17 protein-coding genes are annotated in these 17274 nt (G+C 30.2%); 13 read left to right on the top strand and 4 right to left on the bottom strand.

All coding sequences use genetic code 11. The features are described 5' to 3' along the window. On the top strand, nucleotides 1–697 hold a 697-nt coding region (locus tag ACTTBL_RS04670), incomplete at its 5' end, for a glucosaminidase domain-containing protein (protein WP_440643828.1). Here ACTTBL_RS04670 and ACTTBL_RS04665 read toward each other — a convergent pair. Continuing rightward, nucleotides 694–1755: a polysaccharide deacetylase family protein gene (locus ACTTBL_RS04665; protein ID WP_440643827.1), complete on the bottom strand. Its 1062-nt coding sequence runs from the start codon at nucleotides 1753–1755 to the stop codon at nucleotides 694–696. The two genes, ACTTBL_RS04670 and ACTTBL_RS04665, sit on opposite strands and share 4 nt — an antisense overlap. On the opposite strand from ACTTBL_RS04665, the gene ACTTBL_RS04660 reads away from it, so the two are divergent. From ACTTBL_RS04660 to pnp, 12 genes are all read left to right on the top strand, one after another. After that, nucleotides 1748–2089: a peptidase M22 gene (locus tag ACTTBL_RS04660; RefSeq protein ID WP_440643826.1), complete on the top strand. Its 342-nt coding sequence runs from the start codon at nucleotides 1748–1750 to the stop codon at nucleotides 2087–2089. The genes ACTTBL_RS04665 and ACTTBL_RS04660 overlap by 8 nt on opposite strands. A gap of 9 nt (nucleotides 2090–2098) precedes the next feature. Continuing rightward, nucleotides 2099–2512: a Fur family transcriptional regulator gene (locus ACTTBL_RS04655; protein WP_440643825.1), complete on the top strand. Its 414-nt coding sequence runs from the start codon at nucleotides 2099–2101 to the stop codon at nucleotides 2510–2512. A gap of 1 nt (nucleotide 2513) precedes the next feature. Continuing rightward, on the top strand, nucleotides 2514–3842 hold the full coding sequence (miaB, locus tag ACTTBL_RS04650; RefSeq protein WP_440643824.1) for a tRNA (N6-isopentenyl adenosine(37)-C2)-methylthiotransferase MiaB: 1329 nt from the start codon (nucleotides 2514–2516) through the stop codon (nucleotides 3840–3842). 3 nt (nucleotides 3843–3845) lie between these two features. Beyond that, nucleotides 3846–4841 carry a PhoH family protein gene (locus ACTTBL_RS04645; RefSeq protein ID WP_440643823.1) on the top strand — a complete coding sequence of 332 codons (996 nt, stop codon included), beginning with the start codon at nucleotides 3846–3848 and terminating at the stop codon, nucleotides 4839–4841. Next, complete coding sequence (gene ybeY / locus ACTTBL_RS04640) at nucleotides 4834–5295, top strand: rRNA maturation RNase YbeY (RefSeq protein ID WP_440643822.1); 462 nt, start codon at nucleotides 4834–4836, stop codon at nucleotides 5293–5295. Before ACTTBL_RS04645 ends, ybeY begins: the two co-directional genes overlap by 8 nt. A 1-nt stretch (nucleotide 5296) precedes the next feature. Then, nucleotides 5297–6841 carry an apolipoprotein N-acyltransferase gene (gene lnt, locus ACTTBL_RS04635; protein ID WP_440643821.1) on the top strand — a complete coding sequence of 515 codons (1545 nt, stop codon included), beginning with the start codon at nucleotides 5297–5299 and terminating at the stop codon, nucleotides 6839–6841. Continuing rightward, nucleotides 6834–8003 (top strand): methionine adenosyltransferase, encoded by a 1170-nt coding sequence (gene metK / locus ACTTBL_RS04630; RefSeq protein ID WP_440643820.1) that lies wholly within the window; start codon nucleotides 6834–6836, stop codon nucleotides 8001–8003. Before lnt ends, metK begins: the two co-directional genes overlap by 8 nt. A gap of 99 nt (nucleotides 8004–8102) precedes the next feature. Then, on the top strand, nucleotides 8103–9656 hold the full coding sequence (gene nusA, locus ACTTBL_RS04625; protein ID WP_440643819.1) for a transcription termination factor NusA: 1554 nt from the start codon (nucleotides 8103–8105) through the stop codon (nucleotides 9654–9656). Nucleotides 9657–9666: 10 nt separating this feature from the next. After that, nucleotides 9667–11886 (top strand): translation initiation factor IF-2, encoded by a 2220-nt coding sequence (gene infB / locus ACTTBL_RS04620; RefSeq protein WP_440643818.1) that lies wholly within the window; start codon nucleotides 9667–9669, stop codon nucleotides 11884–11886. After that, complete coding sequence (rbfA, locus tag ACTTBL_RS04615) at nucleotides 11886–12254, top strand: 30S ribosome-binding factor RbfA (RefSeq protein ID WP_023854486.1); 369 nt, start codon at nucleotides 11886–11888, stop codon at nucleotides 12252–12254. The genes infB and rbfA overlap by 1 nt, the downstream gene beginning before the upstream one ends. A 12-nt stretch (nucleotides 12255–12266) precedes the next feature. Continuing rightward, on the top strand, nucleotides 12267–12515 hold the full coding sequence (gene rpsO, locus ACTTBL_RS04610; RefSeq protein ID WP_075485648.1) for a 30S ribosomal protein S15: 249 nt from the start codon (nucleotides 12267–12269) through the stop codon (nucleotides 12513–12515). A 57-nt stretch (nucleotides 12516–12572) separates the two neighbouring features. After that, nucleotides 12573–14645, top strand: coding sequence for a polyribonucleotide nucleotidyltransferase (gene pnp, locus ACTTBL_RS04605; RefSeq protein ID WP_440643817.1), 2073 nt, complete (start codon nucleotides 12573–12575; stop codon nucleotides 14643–14645). 113 nt (nucleotides 14646–14758) lie between these two features. On the opposite strand, the gene ACTTBL_RS04600 is transcribed toward pnp, so the two are convergent. Genes ACTTBL_RS04600 through fabA form a run of 3 tightly spaced genes read right to left on the bottom strand, consistent with a single transcriptional unit; the run spans nucleotide 14759 to nucleotide 17259 of the window. After that, on the bottom strand, nucleotides 14759–15544 hold the full coding sequence (locus ACTTBL_RS04600; protein WP_440643816.1) for an enoyl-ACP reductase FabI: 786 nt from the start codon (nucleotides 15542–15544) through the stop codon (nucleotides 14759–14761). A 3-nt stretch (nucleotides 15545–15547) separates the two neighbouring features. After that, the gene (gene fabB, locus ACTTBL_RS04595) at nucleotides 15548–16759 is read right to left on the bottom strand and encodes a beta-ketoacyl-ACP synthase I (protein WP_440643815.1); all 1212 of its coding nucleotides are present in this window, start codon (nucleotides 16757–16759) and stop codon (nucleotides 15548–15550) included. Next, the gene (gene fabA / locus ACTTBL_RS04590) at nucleotides 16759–17259 is read right to left on the bottom strand and encodes a bifunctional 3-hydroxydecanoyl-ACP dehydratase/trans-2-decenoyl-ACP isomerase (protein ID WP_440643814.1); all 501 of its coding nucleotides are present in this window, start codon (nucleotides 17257–17259) and stop codon (nucleotides 16759–16761) included. Before fabA ends, fabB begins: the two co-directional genes overlap by 1 nt. Between the last annotated feature and the right edge of the window lie 15 nt (nucleotides 17260–17274).

Below are 17274 nucleotides of genomic sequence, written 5' to 3'. Positions count from 1 at the left end.
AGTTAAACCAATAGATATTGGTCTTCTTCCAAATGAAATTAAAAACATAGCTAGCACTAAAAAAAGAAAAGATATGTTTATAAAAATTGTTCTCCCTCTAATAGTTAAGGAAAACAATAAAATCAGAGTTGATAGAAAAAGGCTATTTACAATTTTAAATAAAAATAGCAACACTGAAATTGAAAAAAAGTGGTTAGAAAAAAAATATAAACAATATGGTGTAAGAAAAAATGATTTATCTACTCTAAAAGTAAGAATGGATGAAGTACCAGTTTCATTAGCAATTGCTCAAGCTGCTAAAGAAACGGGTTGGGGTACTTCAAGATTTGCTTTGAAGGGAAATGCTTTATTTGGACAATGGACTTGGTCTGGAGAAGGGTTAAAACCTAAAAATGCAGATGAAGGTAAAGATCATAAAGTTATGAAATTTCATAGCTTGCAATTATCTGTAAGAGCATATTTAAGAAATTTAAATACACACTCAACATATAAAAATTTAAGGAAAGCAAGAACAGAACTTAGAAATCAAAATAAACCTTTAGATAGTCTAATTTTGTCTAAACATTTAGATAAATATGCAGAAACAGGAAATCAATATATAGAGGTTTTACAAAAAATTATTGAACAAAATAACTTAAAAGATTTTGATGAAGCGAGATTGTTGCCATCAAGCAAAGATTTAGAGAGTTTAATTTAATTTTCTTTTATAGGAAATTGCACACCAAACCATCTCCATTTTCCATCATCATTTAGAGAACAATTAATTCTTCCTCTTCTTGGTTTGAATGGTTCTCTAAATTCAATCGTTAAAGAGTTGTTAGCAAATGTTGTTTTTGATTTGTCCCAAATATCTCCCTCATTAGAATAGCAATTAATATTGGATAAATTTTTTTGCTCTTTGAAAAATTCAACTTTGAAATTTGGAGGGTTTGTATTTTCGAATAATTGTTTTTCCTCAGGAAGTATTCTTTTATATTCAAGTGGAAAATAATTTATTATTGATTTAAATCTTTTTATTTCTCCATATTTTTCATTAATTGGAAATCTAGGTAACTCAAATTTATCTTTATTTAAATCAATTACACCAGAATGCTGACCAAAAGCATATTTGAAATTTTTAGATATATAGTCTTTCATAAATTTAGAGTATTCCCCAAAGGGATATGAGAATAGGTTAGGGATATAACCAAGTTCCCTTAGAAAAATTTTATTAGCCGTTTCAATATCTAAAATAAACTCTTCATTGCTTACATCTATGAGATATTCATGAGTATGAGAATGATGTCCTATATTTGCAAATTCACTCCCTTCAACCTCTTTAATTTGCTCCCAAGTCATGTAACCTCTTTTTCCCACTGGTTCAGTTGAAACAAATAAAATAAATGGAATTTTATTTTCTTTTAGATAAGGCCATGCTTCAGTATAAAAAGATTCAAAAGCATCATCGATAGTTATAAGAATTTCTTTTTTTTGTTTTGGTTTATTAAACTGTTCATCAAAATTATTTGGATTATGAAAATTAAAATCTGAGTTCTTAATAATATTTATATGATCCTCAAATATATCCATTTTAATATTGGTTGAGGGGTACTTATTCTCATTAAAACGATGATACATAATTGATAGAATTCCTTCATCATTGGAATAGTATTTGATATTATTTTCATCTGATTTAGAACTGATATTAAAAAATAAAATAATTATGAATAAACTGATAATTGATGTAGCCAGCGAAAAAATTTTTTTAATGATCATAACTAGTAATGATATTTATAATATTAGTAAAGAGAATACTAAAATTAATTATGAAAAATTAACTTTAATTATTAATGATTTTTTAAATTCTCATCAATTAAACTTGAAAGATATTAATACAATTTATTTAAATAGAGGGCCTGGAAGTTTTGCAGGAATAAGAAATTCATTTTCTATAGTTAAAGCATTTAATTTAACTAATAATATTGATTACTATTGTTATAGCATTCAAGATTTTGAAGGTGAAAAAGACATAAAATACGAAAATATCCCTCATTTGTGCGATAAATTTAATATTAAAAAAAATTTGATTAACCCTATTTATTTAAGTTAAAATTATTTTATGTCAGAAACAATAGAGCAAAAATGTATAGCAAAAGGAGTTAAATTAACTGATCAAAGAAGAGTAATTGCACAAGTAATGTCCGAGTCTTCTGACCATCCGGATGTAGATGAACTTTATAATAGAGTGTCTAAAATTGATCCAAAAATAAGTATTGCAACTGTTTATAGAACTGTAAAACTGTTTGAAGAGTCTGGAATATTAACTAAGCACGAGTTTAAAGGTGGAAAAGCAAGATATGAAGAGCTTAACGAAGGTCATCACGATCATTTAATTGATGTCAAAACTGGTGAAATTATAGAATTTGTAGACGAAGAAATAGAAAAGCTTCAAAAAAAAGTTGCAGAAAAATATGGATATACATTAGTGGACCATAAATTGGAATTATATGGGGTTAAGAAAAAATCCCAATAATATGAGTCAAAAAATATTTATCAAAACATTTGGATGTCAGATGAATGAGTATGACTCAAATAGAATTTTTGACTCAGTCAAAAAAATTGGCTATGAAAAAACAGAAAAATATGAAGAAGCAAATTGTTATCTATTAAATACATGTCATATTAGAGATAAAGCAAAAGAAAAAGTTTACTCAGAAATAGGTAGAGTAAAAAAAATTTTTAGATCAAAAAAAAAACCACTTGTAATTATTGCAGGCTGTGTTGCTCAAGCAGAAAATCAAGAGATGCTAAAAAGAGAACCCTACATAGATTTAGTTATTGGTCCTCAAGCTTATCACAAAATAAATGACACAATATTAAATTATAACAAAAAAAAGAAAAAGATTGAAGAAACTGAATTTGATGCAGTTTCTAAATTTAAATATTTGAGTAAAATTAAAAATGAAGCTGGAAAAGTTTCATCCTTCTTAACTATTCAGGAAGGATGTGATAAGTTTTGTCATTTTTGCGTAGTTCCATATACAAGAGGACCAGAATATTCTCGACCATTTAAACAAATTTTGGATGAAGCAAAATATTTAGCTGATAATGGTGCAAAAGAAATAATTTTACTTGGTCAAAATGTGAACGCTTATGATAATCAAGGATATAGATTATCAGATTTGATTTTGAATATTGAAAAATTATCTGAAATTAAGAGAGTTAGATATACGACATCTCACCCAAAAGATATGACTGAGGATTTAATTGAAATATATAAAATCTCTGAAAAGTTAATGCCACTTGTGCATTTACCGGTTCAAAGTGGATCTAATAAAATTTTAAAGTTCATGAATAGAAAACATACTATTGAGGAATATTTAAGCACTTTTGATAAATTAAAAGAAATTAACTCAAATATAGAATTTTCAAGTGATTTTATAATAGGTTATCCTGGTGAAGAGGATCAGGATTTTAAGGATACTATTAGATTAATTGAAAGAATTAAATTTATTAACTCTTATTCATTTATTTTTAGTCCAAGACCTGGAACAGTCGCCGAAAATTTAAACCTAATTGAAAAAAAAATTTCTATTGAAAGATTAGAAAAAATTCAAACTATCTTATTCAAAAATCAAATCGAAATGAATAAGTCATTGGAGGGTAAAGTTATTGATGTTTTGGTTGAAAATTTAACCGACGATAAAAGCAAAGCTTTTGGCAGATCTGAGTATATGACATCTGTAATTTTTAATGGTAAAAAGAATGATATTGGAAAAATAGTTCAAGTGAGAATTAAAGATAGTAATAGAAATACTTTATTCGGTGAAGTAATAACTAATTCGGATCAGAAGGTTGCATAGAATTTGAGTGGAATAACTAAAAAAAATATCGATCAGTCTTTAAAATTTGTTTATTCAGATAACAATTCTTTAAGTGTTATATTTCATGACAATAACTTGTTGATGGGTGTTGTTGGGGAATTTAATAAAAATTTACAAGAATTAGAAAAAATTACAAATTGCAGCTTATATTCAAGGGGAAATTCAATTTTAATTAAATCAACACCTGAAAATAATGAAAAAATTAAAAACGCTATTCAATTTTTAGCTAATCAGTTTATTAATAATGGAAGTATAGAGAATAAAGATGTACTTTCATCAGTTGATAACTTTATGATTAATGAAAAAGTAAAAAATAATAATGTCACAGACATTATCAAAACTCCCAAGAAATCTATAATTCCTAGATCTGAAAAACAAAAAAGTTATGTTAGAGCTTTGAGGGAGAGTGATATTGTGATTTCAGCCGGGCCAGCAGGAACTGGAAAAACTTTTCTGGCAGTAGCTGTAGGTCTAACTATGCTTTTAGAAAATAAGATTGAGAGAATTATTCTTTCAAGACCAGCTGTAGAAGCAGGCGAGCGTTTGGGATTTTTACCTGGTGATATGAAGGAAAAAGTAGACCCTTATCTTAGACCTTTATATGATTCTTTATATGACCTCTTCGACTTTGAAAAAATACAAAGAATGATTGAGATTGGAGATATAGAGATTGCACCTTTAGCTTTTATGAGAGGTAGAACTCTTAAAAATTCCTTTGCAATTTTAGATGAAGCACAAAATGCTACGGATACTCAGATTAAAATGTTTTTAACACGTATTGGAGAAAATTCTAAAATTGTTGTAAATGGTGACCCATCTCAAATTGATTTACCAAATAAAAGCATGTCAGGGTTAGTTCGATCAAAAGAGTTACTAGGGCATTTAAAGGAAATATCCATAGTTGATTTTGATCATTCAGATGTAGTCAGACATCCACTTGTTTCTAAAATAGTTAAAGCATACTCAAATAATGATTAGTATTAATGTCTTCTCTGAGGAGAAGGCTTGGTCAAAAAGACTTAAAAATAAGGATATTTTTTTTAAAAAAATATGTAGAGCTTTTCCAAAAAAATATAAATTTTTGAATAAAAAAGTAACCTTAACACTATTACTTTCAAATAATCAGAATATTAAAAAATTAAATAAAGTTTTTAGAAAAAAAAATAAATCTACCGATATATTATCTTTTCCATTGGATAAAAAAATAAAAATTTCAAAAAATACTTATCTTGGAGATATTATCATTAGCTATAACTACCTAGACAAACCAAGATCACAAAATTTAAAATCTTTTAAAGAAAAAGTTACTAAATTATTCATACATGGTTTTCTTCATCTTTTAGGTTTTGATCATAAAAAAAATAAAGATTATTCTAAAATGTTAAAAGAGGAAAATTTATTATTTAAATCTGTACAATCAAAAATAAATTAAATTGAAAAATAAATTTTATATTGAATTAATTTATTTAATTTTATTAGGAGCAATTACTTCCTTAAGTTTGCCTCCATTTAATTATGTTGTAATTAATTTTTTAACTTTTAGTTTATTCTATATATTTCTAATTAAAAAAATTAAGTTTTATAAAAATAAAAGAATATTTTTTCTGTATGGTTGGTTATTTGGGTTTGGTTATTTTGTAAGTAATTTATATTGGATCTCAATATCATTAACGTTTGATCAAAATTTTAAGTTTTTAATACCTTTTACAATAATATTAATACCCGGTTTCTTAGCCTTGTTTTATGCTTTGGTTGCCTATCTGTTTATGGTTTTAAAACCAAATAATAATTTAAGTTCATTTTTTCTTTTTTCTTTAATATTTGGAACAGTAGAATTTGTGAGAGGATCAATACTCTCTGGTTTCCCTTGGAATTTAATTGCTTATAGTTTTTCTAATCAAATCGAAATTTTAAACATTACATCAGTCATAGGCACATACAGCTTTAATCTTTTCTGTATTTCAATATTTACAAGCCCATCAATATTTATTTTAAGAGAAAATAAAAAAGATATAAGTATTTGTGTTGCATTTCTTATTACAACAATGTCATTTTATATATTTGGTTCACAAAATTTAGAAAAATTTAATAATCAAAAGGCAAAAAAACTTGATTATAAAGTAAGAATTTTAAGCTCGAATATAAGTATAGATAGATTTTATAATAATATTGATCCTATAAAAGCTATAGAAGAGTTAATTGAAATCAGCTCACCTAAAAAAAATGAAAAAATAATTTATATTTGGCCAGAGGGTATAATTCCAGGTATTTCACAAGATCAACTAAAAGAATATAAGTGGTTATTTGAAAATAAGTTTAACGAAAATCATTTGTTAGCAATTGGAATTAATAGCAAAGAAGATGAAAATAATACTATAAAATATTTTAATTCGTTGTCTATTTTTGATCACAACTTAAATGTGATAAATTCATATAAAAAAATAAATCTTGTTCCTTTTGGTGAATTTTTACCTTTTGAGTCATTATTAAAAAGTATTGGTTTAAAAACAATTACTAATGACTATCAATCATATTCAAAAGGTGAGGAAAGAAATATAATTGATCTGAAATATAATAATTTATCAGTGAAAATATTGCCTCTCATTTGTTATGAGATAATTTATTCTGGTAAAATTTTTACAAACAGTAACTTTGATTATATTGTAAATATTTCTGAAGATGGCTGGTTTGGTAAATCAATTGGTCCAGAGCAACATTTTATTCATAGTATTTTTAGAGCTATAGAGAGTGGAAAATATGTTTTAAGGTCTGCAAATAATGGGACAACAGCAATTATTAACCCAATGGGAGTTATTGAGCAAAAAGTCGATATTAATAAATCTGGTTATATAGATTTAAGTAAATCAAGAAAAACTCAGATGAGCCTGTTTGCAAAATTTGGAAATAAAATTTTTGGATTTATAATTTTGTTGTATATTTTTTTAATATTTTCATTTAATAGACTTAAAAATGAGTAATTTAAAAAATTATCTTTTCACAAGTGAGTCTGTTTCTGAAGGTCATCCAGATAAAGTATCTGACAGGATTTCAGATATGGTTGTTGATAGTTTTATTTCTGGAGATCCATATTCTAGAGTTGCTTGTGAAACACTTACTACGACAAATAAAGTTGTTCTAGCTGGTGAGGTGAGAGGACCAGAAATTAAAAAAGATGAATTAATTGAAAAAGTAAGAAATTGTATAAAAGATATTGGTTATGACCAAGAAGGCTTTACCTGGAAAGAAGCTACAAAAATTGAAAGTCATTTACATTCCCAATCAGCTGATATTGCTATGGGCGTAGATTCCTCTGGCAACAAAGATGAAGGGGCTGGAGATCAAGGTATCATGTTTGGATACGCTTGTAATGAAACGGATGTTTTAATGCCAGCACCTATACATTATTCTCATAAAATTTTAAGATTAATGGCTGAAGATAGAAAATCTGGAAAATTAAAAAATATAGAACCAGATTCAAAAAGTCAGGTAACATTCGAATATGTTGATGGAAAACCTTCAAAAGTAAAATCAGTAGTTATCTCTTCACAGCATTCACCAGATGTTAATCAATCGCAAGTCAGAGATTTACTTAGACCTTATATGTTAAAATCTATTCCTAAGAATTTTCTTGATGGTTTTAATGAGGATGAGTTTTATGTAAATCCTACAGGAAATTTTGTAATTGGTGGACCAGATGGAGATTGTGGTTTGACAGGTAGAAAAATTATTGTTGACACTTACGGTGGAGCAGCACCTCATGGTGGTGGCGCTTTCTCTGGAAAAGATCCAACCAAAGTTGATAGATCAGCAGCTTATGCGGCAAGGTACATTGCTAAAAATGTTGTTGGTTCAAAAATTGCTGAGAAATGTTTAATTCAGTTAGCTTATGCAATTGGTGTATCAAAACCATTATCTATCTATGTCGATTTATTTGATAGCGACCTAGATAAAAATAAATTTGTTGTAGAAAAGATTAAAGAAAATTTTGATTTAAGCCCTAGAGGTATCAGAGAAATGTTAAATTTAAACAAACCAATATATGAAAAAACATCTGCTTATGGTCATTTTGGTAGAGCACCTGAGGAAAATGGTTCATTTTCATGGGAAAAAATTGATAAAACTAACGTTTTTTCTAAATAGTTTCTGTTGAATTAAAAAAAAACTTTACTATATTGCAACTACATTATTGAACTTTACAAAATGGGCCTTAGCCCATTTTTTTTTGGAGCAAACAAAATTATGTTAAATAAAAGAGCAGATAAACTTGAATTATTAAGAATTGCTGAAGCTGTAGCTTTAGAAAAATCAATTGATAAAGAACTAATTATAAGTTCAATGGAAACTGGTATTGCTAAAGCTGCAAAATCAAAATTTGGACAGGAAAATGAAATTAAAGTTTCTATAAATAGAGACAATGGAGATATTGAGCTTTTTAGAAAATTGATAATCGCTGAAAATCCTGAAAATGCAAATACAGAGATTAAATTGGAAGATGCAATCAATTTAAATGAGTTAAACAAAGATAAGTCTATTGGTGACGAAGTATTACAACCACTTCCTTCATTTGATTTTGGAAGAATAGCTGCACAAACTGCAAAGCAGGTAATTAGTTTTAATGTAAGAGAAGCAGAAAGAGAAAGACAATTTAATGATTTTATTGATAAGAAAGACTCTATTTTAAGTGGAATTGTAAAGAGATTAGAATTTGGAAATGTAATTGTTGATTTAGGAAGAACTGAAGCAATAATTCAAAAAAATGAGTTAATACCTCGTGAAAATATTAAAGCAGGTGATCGAATAAAAGCTTATTGTTATGATGTAAGAAGAGAACCTAGAGGGCAACAAATATTTTTATCGAGAGCTCATCCTAAATTTATGGAAAAGCTTTTTGTTCAAGAAGTTCCTGAAATTTATGATGGACTAATAGAAATTAAATCTTCTTCAAGAGATCCTGGAAGTAGAGCTAAAATATGTGTTAAAGCAGTTGATACATCTTTAGATCCAGTAGGTGCCTGTGTAGGTATGAGAGGCTCAAGAGTTCAAGCTGTTGTAAATGAACTTCAAGGAGAGAAAATTGATATAGTTAATTGGTCAGAAGACCCTGCTATGTTGGTTTCAAATGCGTTATCCCCTGCTGAAGTACAAAGAGTTAACGTTGATAGAGAAAGAAAAAAGCTTGATGTAATTCTGACGGAAGAAAATTTAAGTAAAGCAATTGGAAGAAGAGGTCAAAATGTAAGACTTGCGACAAAACTCTTAAATTATGAAATTAATATAATGACAGATGCAGAAGACTCTGAACGAAGACAATTAGAATTTAAAGAAAAAACAGAGAACTTTGTAAAAAATTTAGAATTAGATGAAACGTTGGGTCAGTTACTTGTTGCTGAAGGTTTTTCAACTATTGATGACATCAAAGATAGTTCAGCTGAAAATTTAATGAAGATTGAAGGTATAGAAGAAGACACTGCTAAAGCATTGATAGAAAGAGCTAAAGAATTTCATGAAAAGGATCAAGAGGATATTTCTCAGAGAATAAAAGAATTAGGTCTGGAAGATACCTTGATTAATTTAAAGGGATTAACACCAGGAATGTTAGTAACACTTGGTGAACAAAAAATTTTAAGCTTAGAAGATTTTGCAGACTTAGCATCTGACGAATTAACTGGTGGCTATGACGTGGTTAAAGGTGAGAGAGTTAAAATCCAAGGTTATCTAGAAGATTTTGCTTTATCTAAAGAAGAAGCTGATGAACTAATTATGTCTGCCAGAAACATTGTTTATAAAGATTGAGTGATGAGGTATGGAGAAAAAAACAAAATTAACAATTTCAGGCTCAGCCAAAAAATCAATCAAGAATATTGAGATTGCTAAATCTCAAGGAAAAAATTCTGTAGTAATTGAAAAACAAACTGGAAAATTCTTGAGTAGAGAAGGATCATTTAGATCTAGTACTAATAAGCCAAGAACAAGCTCAACCTTCAACAGGGGAGCTCCATTAAAACCTTCATTCAATCCTAAATCACCTTCTGTAATAAATGATTTTGAAAAGAGAAAACTAGCAGAGCAAAGAGCTACTAAACGACTTAAAGGAGATAGTGAAAATAAAGATAAAAAGACTTTAAAAGCAGGAACAAAAAAGAGAGAGTTAAAGTTAACTGTATCAAGAGCGCTAAGCGATGAGATTGATGCAAAACAAAGAAGTTTAGCATCAGTAAAAAGAGCAAGACAAAAAGAAATTAAAAATGCTACGAAAGATGATTCTCAAGAAAATTTAAAACCGATTAAAAGAGATATTAATATTCCTGAAGCAATCACAGTAAGAGAACTTGCAAATAGAATGGCTGAACAATCAAGTAATGTAATTAAGCATTTATTTGGTATGGGTGTTACTGTGACTATCAATCAGACCTTAGCTGCAGATACCGCAGAATATTTAGTTAAAGAATTTGGTCACAATCCAATTAGGGAAGAGAAAGCAGAAGAAATAATTCAAAAAATAAAAGCTTCAAGAACAGAAAATTTAAAAAATCGACCACCAATAGTTACCGTCATGGGTCATGTGGATCATGGCAAAACATCAGTACTAGATGTGCTCAGAAGTGCGAACGTGGTTTCAGGAGAATTTGGTGGAATAACCCAGCATATTGGAGCCTATCAAATTGAAAGCCAAAATAATAAGTTAACATTTATTGATACACCGGGCCATGCTGCTTTTACAGAAATGAGAGCAAGAGGTTCAAAATTAACAGATGTGGTTGTATTAGTGGTTGCTGCAGATGATGGAGTTAAACCTCAAACTGTTGAGTCCATTAAACATGCGAAAGCTGCGAATGTTCCAATTGTTGTAGCTATAAATAAATGTGATTTGCCTGAGGCCGATCCTCAGAAGATAAAAAATCAATTACTAGAACATGAATTAATTGCCGAAGATTTATCTGGTGATACTTTAATGGTTGAAATTTCAACTAAAACAAAACAAAACTTGGATAAATTAGTAGAGTCTATAATACTTCAAGCAGAGATTTTAGATCTTAAAACAGATTACGAATCTAAGGCTACAGGTATAGTTTTAGAGTCTAAAATTGATGTTGGAAGGGGTCCAGTTGCAAATATAATTGTAACAACCGGAACACTCAATAGAGGTGACTTTTTTGTAAGTGGTTTAAAATGGGGAAAAGTAAGAGCTATTATTAATGACAAGGGTCAAAATATCAACGAAGCTTTACCCTCAACACCTGTTGAAATTTTAGGCATAAATGGTCCAGCCAAAGCTGGAGACGATTTTATTGTTCTTGATACAGAAAAAGAAGCTAAGACTCTGAGTGAAAATAGAGCTCAAGAGAGTAAGGATGGAAAAAATCCACTTTCTTTTGTAACTCAAGACTCTGCCTTTTCAGATAAATCTACTGAAGAATTAAATTTAATAATTAAATCCGATGTACATGGATCATCTGAAGCAATCAAAAATGCAATTAGTCAAATCAAACATGAGGAGGTTAAACCTAAAATAATTTTAGCAGATATTGGAATGGTAACAGAAACAGATGTTACATTAGCTAAAGCTTCAAATGCAGTATTAATAGCTTTCAACGTTAAACCAAGTAAAGAAGCGAAAAAACTTGCTGAAAATGAGAAGATAAAAATATCTTCTTACAATATTATTTATGAAGTTTTAGACTATATTAAACAAAGAATGTCAGGATTATTGGCGCCCGACGTACAAGAAAAAATTACAGGTACTGCACAAATTTTAGAAATATTTAAAGTTTCTGGTGCAGGTAAAGTTGCTGGCTCAAAAGTAACTGAAGGAGAAATTAATAGTACTTCAGACGTAAGAATTATTAGAGATGGTGCCATTATATATACTGGAAAAGTTTTAACAATATTTAGAGAAAAAAACCAAGTTAAACAGGTAAGTGATGGTCAAGAATGTGGAATTACAGTTAAGGATTATATGGATTTCCAAAAGAATGATACAATAGAAGCATTTAGTGTTACATCTACTGAGAGGTCAATTTAATGGCAGATAGAATAGGAAAACCAGTGTCACAAAGACAATTAAGAGTAGGTGAAATGATTAAGCAGTCTTTAAGCATGATTTTTATAAGAAATGAGGCTAAGGTGCCAAACTTAGAAACAAATACTATAACGGTTACTGAGGTTAGAATGAGTCCTGATTTAAAAATTGCTAAAGCATATGTTCTTCCATTGGGTGGAAAAGATGCGGAGGAAACAATTAGTGTTCTAAAGGAATACTCATTTTTAATTAGAAAAATTTTATCACAAAAAGTGGTTATGAAATTTTTACCAAAATTACTTTTTAGAAAAGACGAATCTTTTGAGTATGCGGAAAAAATAGAAAACTTAATAAAACAAACAAATAAATAGGAAGAAAGAGGCATGAACAAAAAGGCACAAGAATTAGCAATGCACGATAAAGATACTGGATCTTCAGAGATACAGATTGCTTTGCTAACAGAGAAAATTGAAACTCTCTCGAAACATATTAAGCAATTCAAAAAGGATAAACATTCATCTGTTGGATTGTTGAGAGCGGTAAATAGAAGAAAGAAATTGTTAGAATACTTAAAGAAAAATAAAATGGATTCTTACAAAAATGTACTGTCGAAATTGAATTTAAGAAAATAGAAGTCAAGATAGATAGAACGGAATGGAACGAAACGAACGAAACGAAATGGAAATGAAATGTTTAAAGTATACAAGAAGGAAATTGAAGTAGCGGGAAAGAAGATAAGTTTAGAAACAGGTAAAGTAGCAAGACAGGCAGACGGTGCAATAATCGCAACATGTGGAGAAACAGTCGTACTAGCAACAGTAGTGGGGGCAAAAAAAGTAAATCCTGATATGGATTACTTTCCGTTATCTGTAAATTATCAAGAGAAATATTATGCAGCTGGAAAAATTCCAGGTGGATATTTTAAAAGAGAAGCAAGACCAACTGAGAGCGAAACATTAATCTCTAGATTAATTGATAGACCAATCAGACCTTTGTTTCCAGATGAATTTAAAAATGAAGTACAGTTATTACCAACAGTAATTTCATACGATAAAGAAAATGAACCAGATATTTTATCAATTACTGCTTCATCAGCAGCTTTAGCTATATCAGGAATGCCATTTATGGGTCCTGTAGGTGCTTCAAGAGTTGGCTTTGTAGATGGAAAATATGTTTTAAACCCATCTAAAGCTGAGTTAGAAAAATCAAAATTAGATTTAGTGGTAGCAGGTACAAAAGATGCTGTGCTTATGGTTGAGTCTGAAGCAAGTGGTTTAACAGAAGAAGAAATGTTAAATGCAGTTAAATTTGGTCACGAAGGATTTGTTCCAGTAATTGAAATGATAGAGGAACTTGCAAAAGAATGCAGAAAACCTGAATGGACAGTTGAGAAAAAAGACTTATCTGAAGTTAAGAAAAAACTTGAGGAAACTTTTACGGAAGATCTTAAGAAAGCTTTTGCAACAAGAGATAAACAGGATAGATCTAATCAGATTTCAGAGATTACTGATAAAGCTAAAAAGCTTTATGAAGAAGATGAAAACTACACAGATCTTGATGTTAACAGTCAGCTAAAAAATCTTGAAAAATCAATTGTTAGAACTGATATCCTAAAAAATAAAAATAGAATTGATGGTCGAGGATTGTCAGATGTAAGACCTATTGAATGTGAAGTAGGTGTTTTACCAAGAGCACATGGTTCTGCTTTATTTACTAGAGGAGAAACCCAAGCAATTGTTGTTGCTACACTGGGTACTTCAGATGACGAGCAAAGAATTGAAAGTTTAGATGGATTGCAAAGAGAACGATTTATGCTTCACTATAATTTTCCTCCTTTTTCAGTTGGAGAAACTGGAAGAATTGGAACTGGTAGAAGAGAAATCGGACATGGTAAATTAGCTTGGAGAGCAATTAACTCTTCATTACCTACAAAAGAAGCATTTCCATATACTTTTAGAGTAGTTTCAGAGATTACGGAGTCTAATGGTTCTTCTTCAATGGCTACTGTTTGTGGAACATCTTTAGCATTAATGGATGCAGGGGTTCCAATTAAAGAGCCAGTTGCAGGTATTGCAATGGGATTAATTAAAGAAGGTGATGATTTTAGTGTTCTATCAGATATTTTAGGTGATGAAGATCACTTAGGTGATATGGACTTTAAAGTTGCTGGAACTAAAGATGGAATTACCTCTCTTCAAATGGATATCAAAATTACAGGTATTACATTTGAAATTATGGAGCAGGCGTTAAGTCAAGCTAAAGATGGAAGGGTTCATATCTTGGGAGAAATGAATAAAGCATTATCAGCTTCAAGATCTGATGTTGGAAAACATACTCCAAAAATGGAACAAGTTAATGTAGATAAAAAAGACATTGCTGCTGTGATTGGAAAAGGTGGTGCAACTATCAGAGAGATAGTTGAAAAATCAGGTGCTAAAGTAGATGTAAATGATGAAGGTGTAGTAACAGTTGCTGCTCCTGATGAAGAGTCTAGAAACATCGCAATGCAAATGATTAAAGACATCACTGCAAAAGCTGAATTAAACAAAATTTATTCAGGCAAAGTAATGAAGATTATGGAATTTGGTGCATTTGTTAATTTCTTAGGCAAACAAGATGGACTAGTTCATATCTCGGAACTTGCAGATAAAAGAGTTGCTAAAGTTACTGACGTTGTCAAAGAAGGTGACGAAGTTAAAGTTAAAGTGATTGGTTTCGATAGAGGTAAAGTTAAACTTTCTATGAAACAAGCTGCTGAATAATTAATAGCTTAAATTTAAATTTTAAACCCCTGGAATGAGAACTCTGGGGGTTTTTTTTATTGACAATTTGGCAACAGAGCGCCTTAATATTTTTAACTAAATTTAACTATATTTTAAGAAATATTCTTAGGATCTGGCATTCCAACTTTGTTATATCCAGCATCTACGTAGTGAATTTCACCAGTAACTCCGCTTGCAAGGTCACTTAGTAGATATAATGCTGAATTTCCAACATCATGGATGTCTACATTTCTCTTAAGAAAAGAATGGTCTTCATTCCACTTATATAGGAATTTTGCGTCTCCAATTGCAGAGGCAGCCAATGTTTTGATAGGTCCTGCACTTATAGCATTTACTCTCATGCCTTTAGCACCCAAATCTCTAGCTAAATATTTAACACTGGCCTCTAAAGCTGATTTACAAACACCCATTACGTTATAATTTGGAATTGCTTTAGTAGACTCGTAAGTTAAAGTTAATAAACTTCCACCTTGTTTCATTACTTTTGAAGCTTCTTTTGCTACTTCAGTAAATGAAAAACAAGAAATTAACATACTTCTTAAAAAATTTTCTCTTGTCGTATCTAGATACTCACCTGATAATTCTGATTTATCAGAGAAAGCAACTGCATGAACTACAAAATCGATTTCACCCCATTGGGATTTGATATCATCAAATAATTTTACAACTTCTTCTTTTTTTTCAACATCACAACTAAATGTAACATTTGAATTTAATTTTTCTGCTAAAGGAACAACTCTTTTTTTTAGAGCATCACCTAAATAAGTAAATGCTAGTTCAGCTCCAGCCTCCGCAAGTTTTTGAGATATACCCCAGGCAATAGATCTCTCATTAGCAACACCCATGATTAATCCTTTTTTACCTTTCATCAAACTCATAAACTAAACCTTTTCAAAAATTAAAGCTGCATTAGTTCCACCAAACCCAAAACTATTTGACATTACTGTATTTAAAGTTGCTCCTGTTTCAGTTTTCGCAACAATTGGAAATTTTTTAGCATCATCATCCATATCTGTAATATTTGCTGATCCTGTTATGAAATTGTTTTTCATCATTATCAAACAATAGATTGCTTCATGAACTGAAGCAGCACCTAAAGGATGACCTGATAAAGATTTTGTTGAACTTATTTTTGGAATATCCTCTCCAAAAGTTTCTTTAATAGCATTAAGTTCAGTTATATCTCCAACTGGAGTAGATGTTCCGTGAGTATTAATGTAATCAATTTTATTTTTCGCAGTTGCCATTGCTATTTTCATACATCTGACAGCACCTTCTCCTGATGGAGCTACCATATCATATCCATCAGAAGTTGCTCCATAACCAGTTAATTCTGCGTATATTTTAGCTCCTCTTGCTTTAGCATGTTCGTATTCCTCAAGTACTAACACACCCGCACCACCTGCAATTACAAACCCATCTCTAGTTTTATCATAAGCTCTAGAAGCAGATTGTGGAGTGTCATTATATTTTGATGATAAAGCTGTCATAGCATCAAACATTGCTGTCATCGCCCAATGAATTTCTTCACTTCCACCTGCAAAAACAACATCCTGTTTACCCATTTGAATTAATTCCATAGAATTTCCTATGCAGTGACCACTGGTTGCGCATGCAGAACTCATTGTGTAGTTAGTTCCTTTAATTTTAAATGGTACGGCAAGCGTTGCTGAGGCAGTACTGGCCATTGTTCTTGGAACAATAAAGGGCCCCATTAGTTTTGGAGTTTTAGCTCTGGTTTTGTCTGCTGCAAGAATTACGTTTTCAATCGATGGGCCACCAGAACCCATTACAATCCCAGTTTTAAAATTACTCACTTCGCTTTCTTCTAATCCAGAGTCTTCAATTGCCTCTTTCATTGCAATATAATTATAAGCTGAGCCTGAACCCATAAACCTAATTGTTTTTCTATCAATATGATCTTCAAGTTTAATATTTGGTTTACCATGAACATGGCTTTTTAAATTGTGCTCCTTGTATTCCTCAGCATAAGAAATTCCTGATTTTGAATTTAATAAAGATTGATGAACTTCTTCTTGATTATTTCCTAAGCAAGAAACTACTCCTAAACCAGTAATAACTACCCTTCTCATTATTTAAATAATCCTACTTTTAAACTTTCTGCTGAATATATTTTTTTATTATCTGCAAGAACAATTCCATTTGCAAGCCCAACAGTTGTTCCTCCAGGAGACATAATTTTCTTCATATCTATTTCATATCTTACATTTTTTACAGTCTGTAAAACTTCACCTGTAAATTTTACAGTACCCACACCCAAAGCCCTTCCTTTTCCTGGATTTCCAAGCCAACCTAGAAAAAAACCTACCAGTTGCCACATAGCATCTAAACCTAAGCACCCTGGCATAACTGGATCTTTTTTAAAATGACAATCAAAAAACCAAAGATCATCTTTAATATCTAATTCAGCTTTTAAAGAGCCTTTATTAAATGTACCATTATTTTCATTGATTTCAGTGATTCTGTCAAACATAAGCATTGGTGGAAGAGGTAATTTTGCATTACCTGGACCAAAAAGATCCCCATTTCCACAAGTTATCAGGTCATCATAGGAGTATGAGTTTTTTTTCATAATTTTGAGATCCCT

It is taken from the genome of Candidatus Pelagibacter sp. HIMB123 (assembly GCF_052048195.1).
Taxonomy (GTDB): domain Bacteria; phylum Pseudomonadota; class Alphaproteobacteria; order Pelagibacterales; family Pelagibacteraceae; genus Pelagibacter.
The sequence above is the reverse complement of the archived record's forward strand: the minus strand, read 5'-3'. Positions and strand labels throughout refer to the sequence as shown.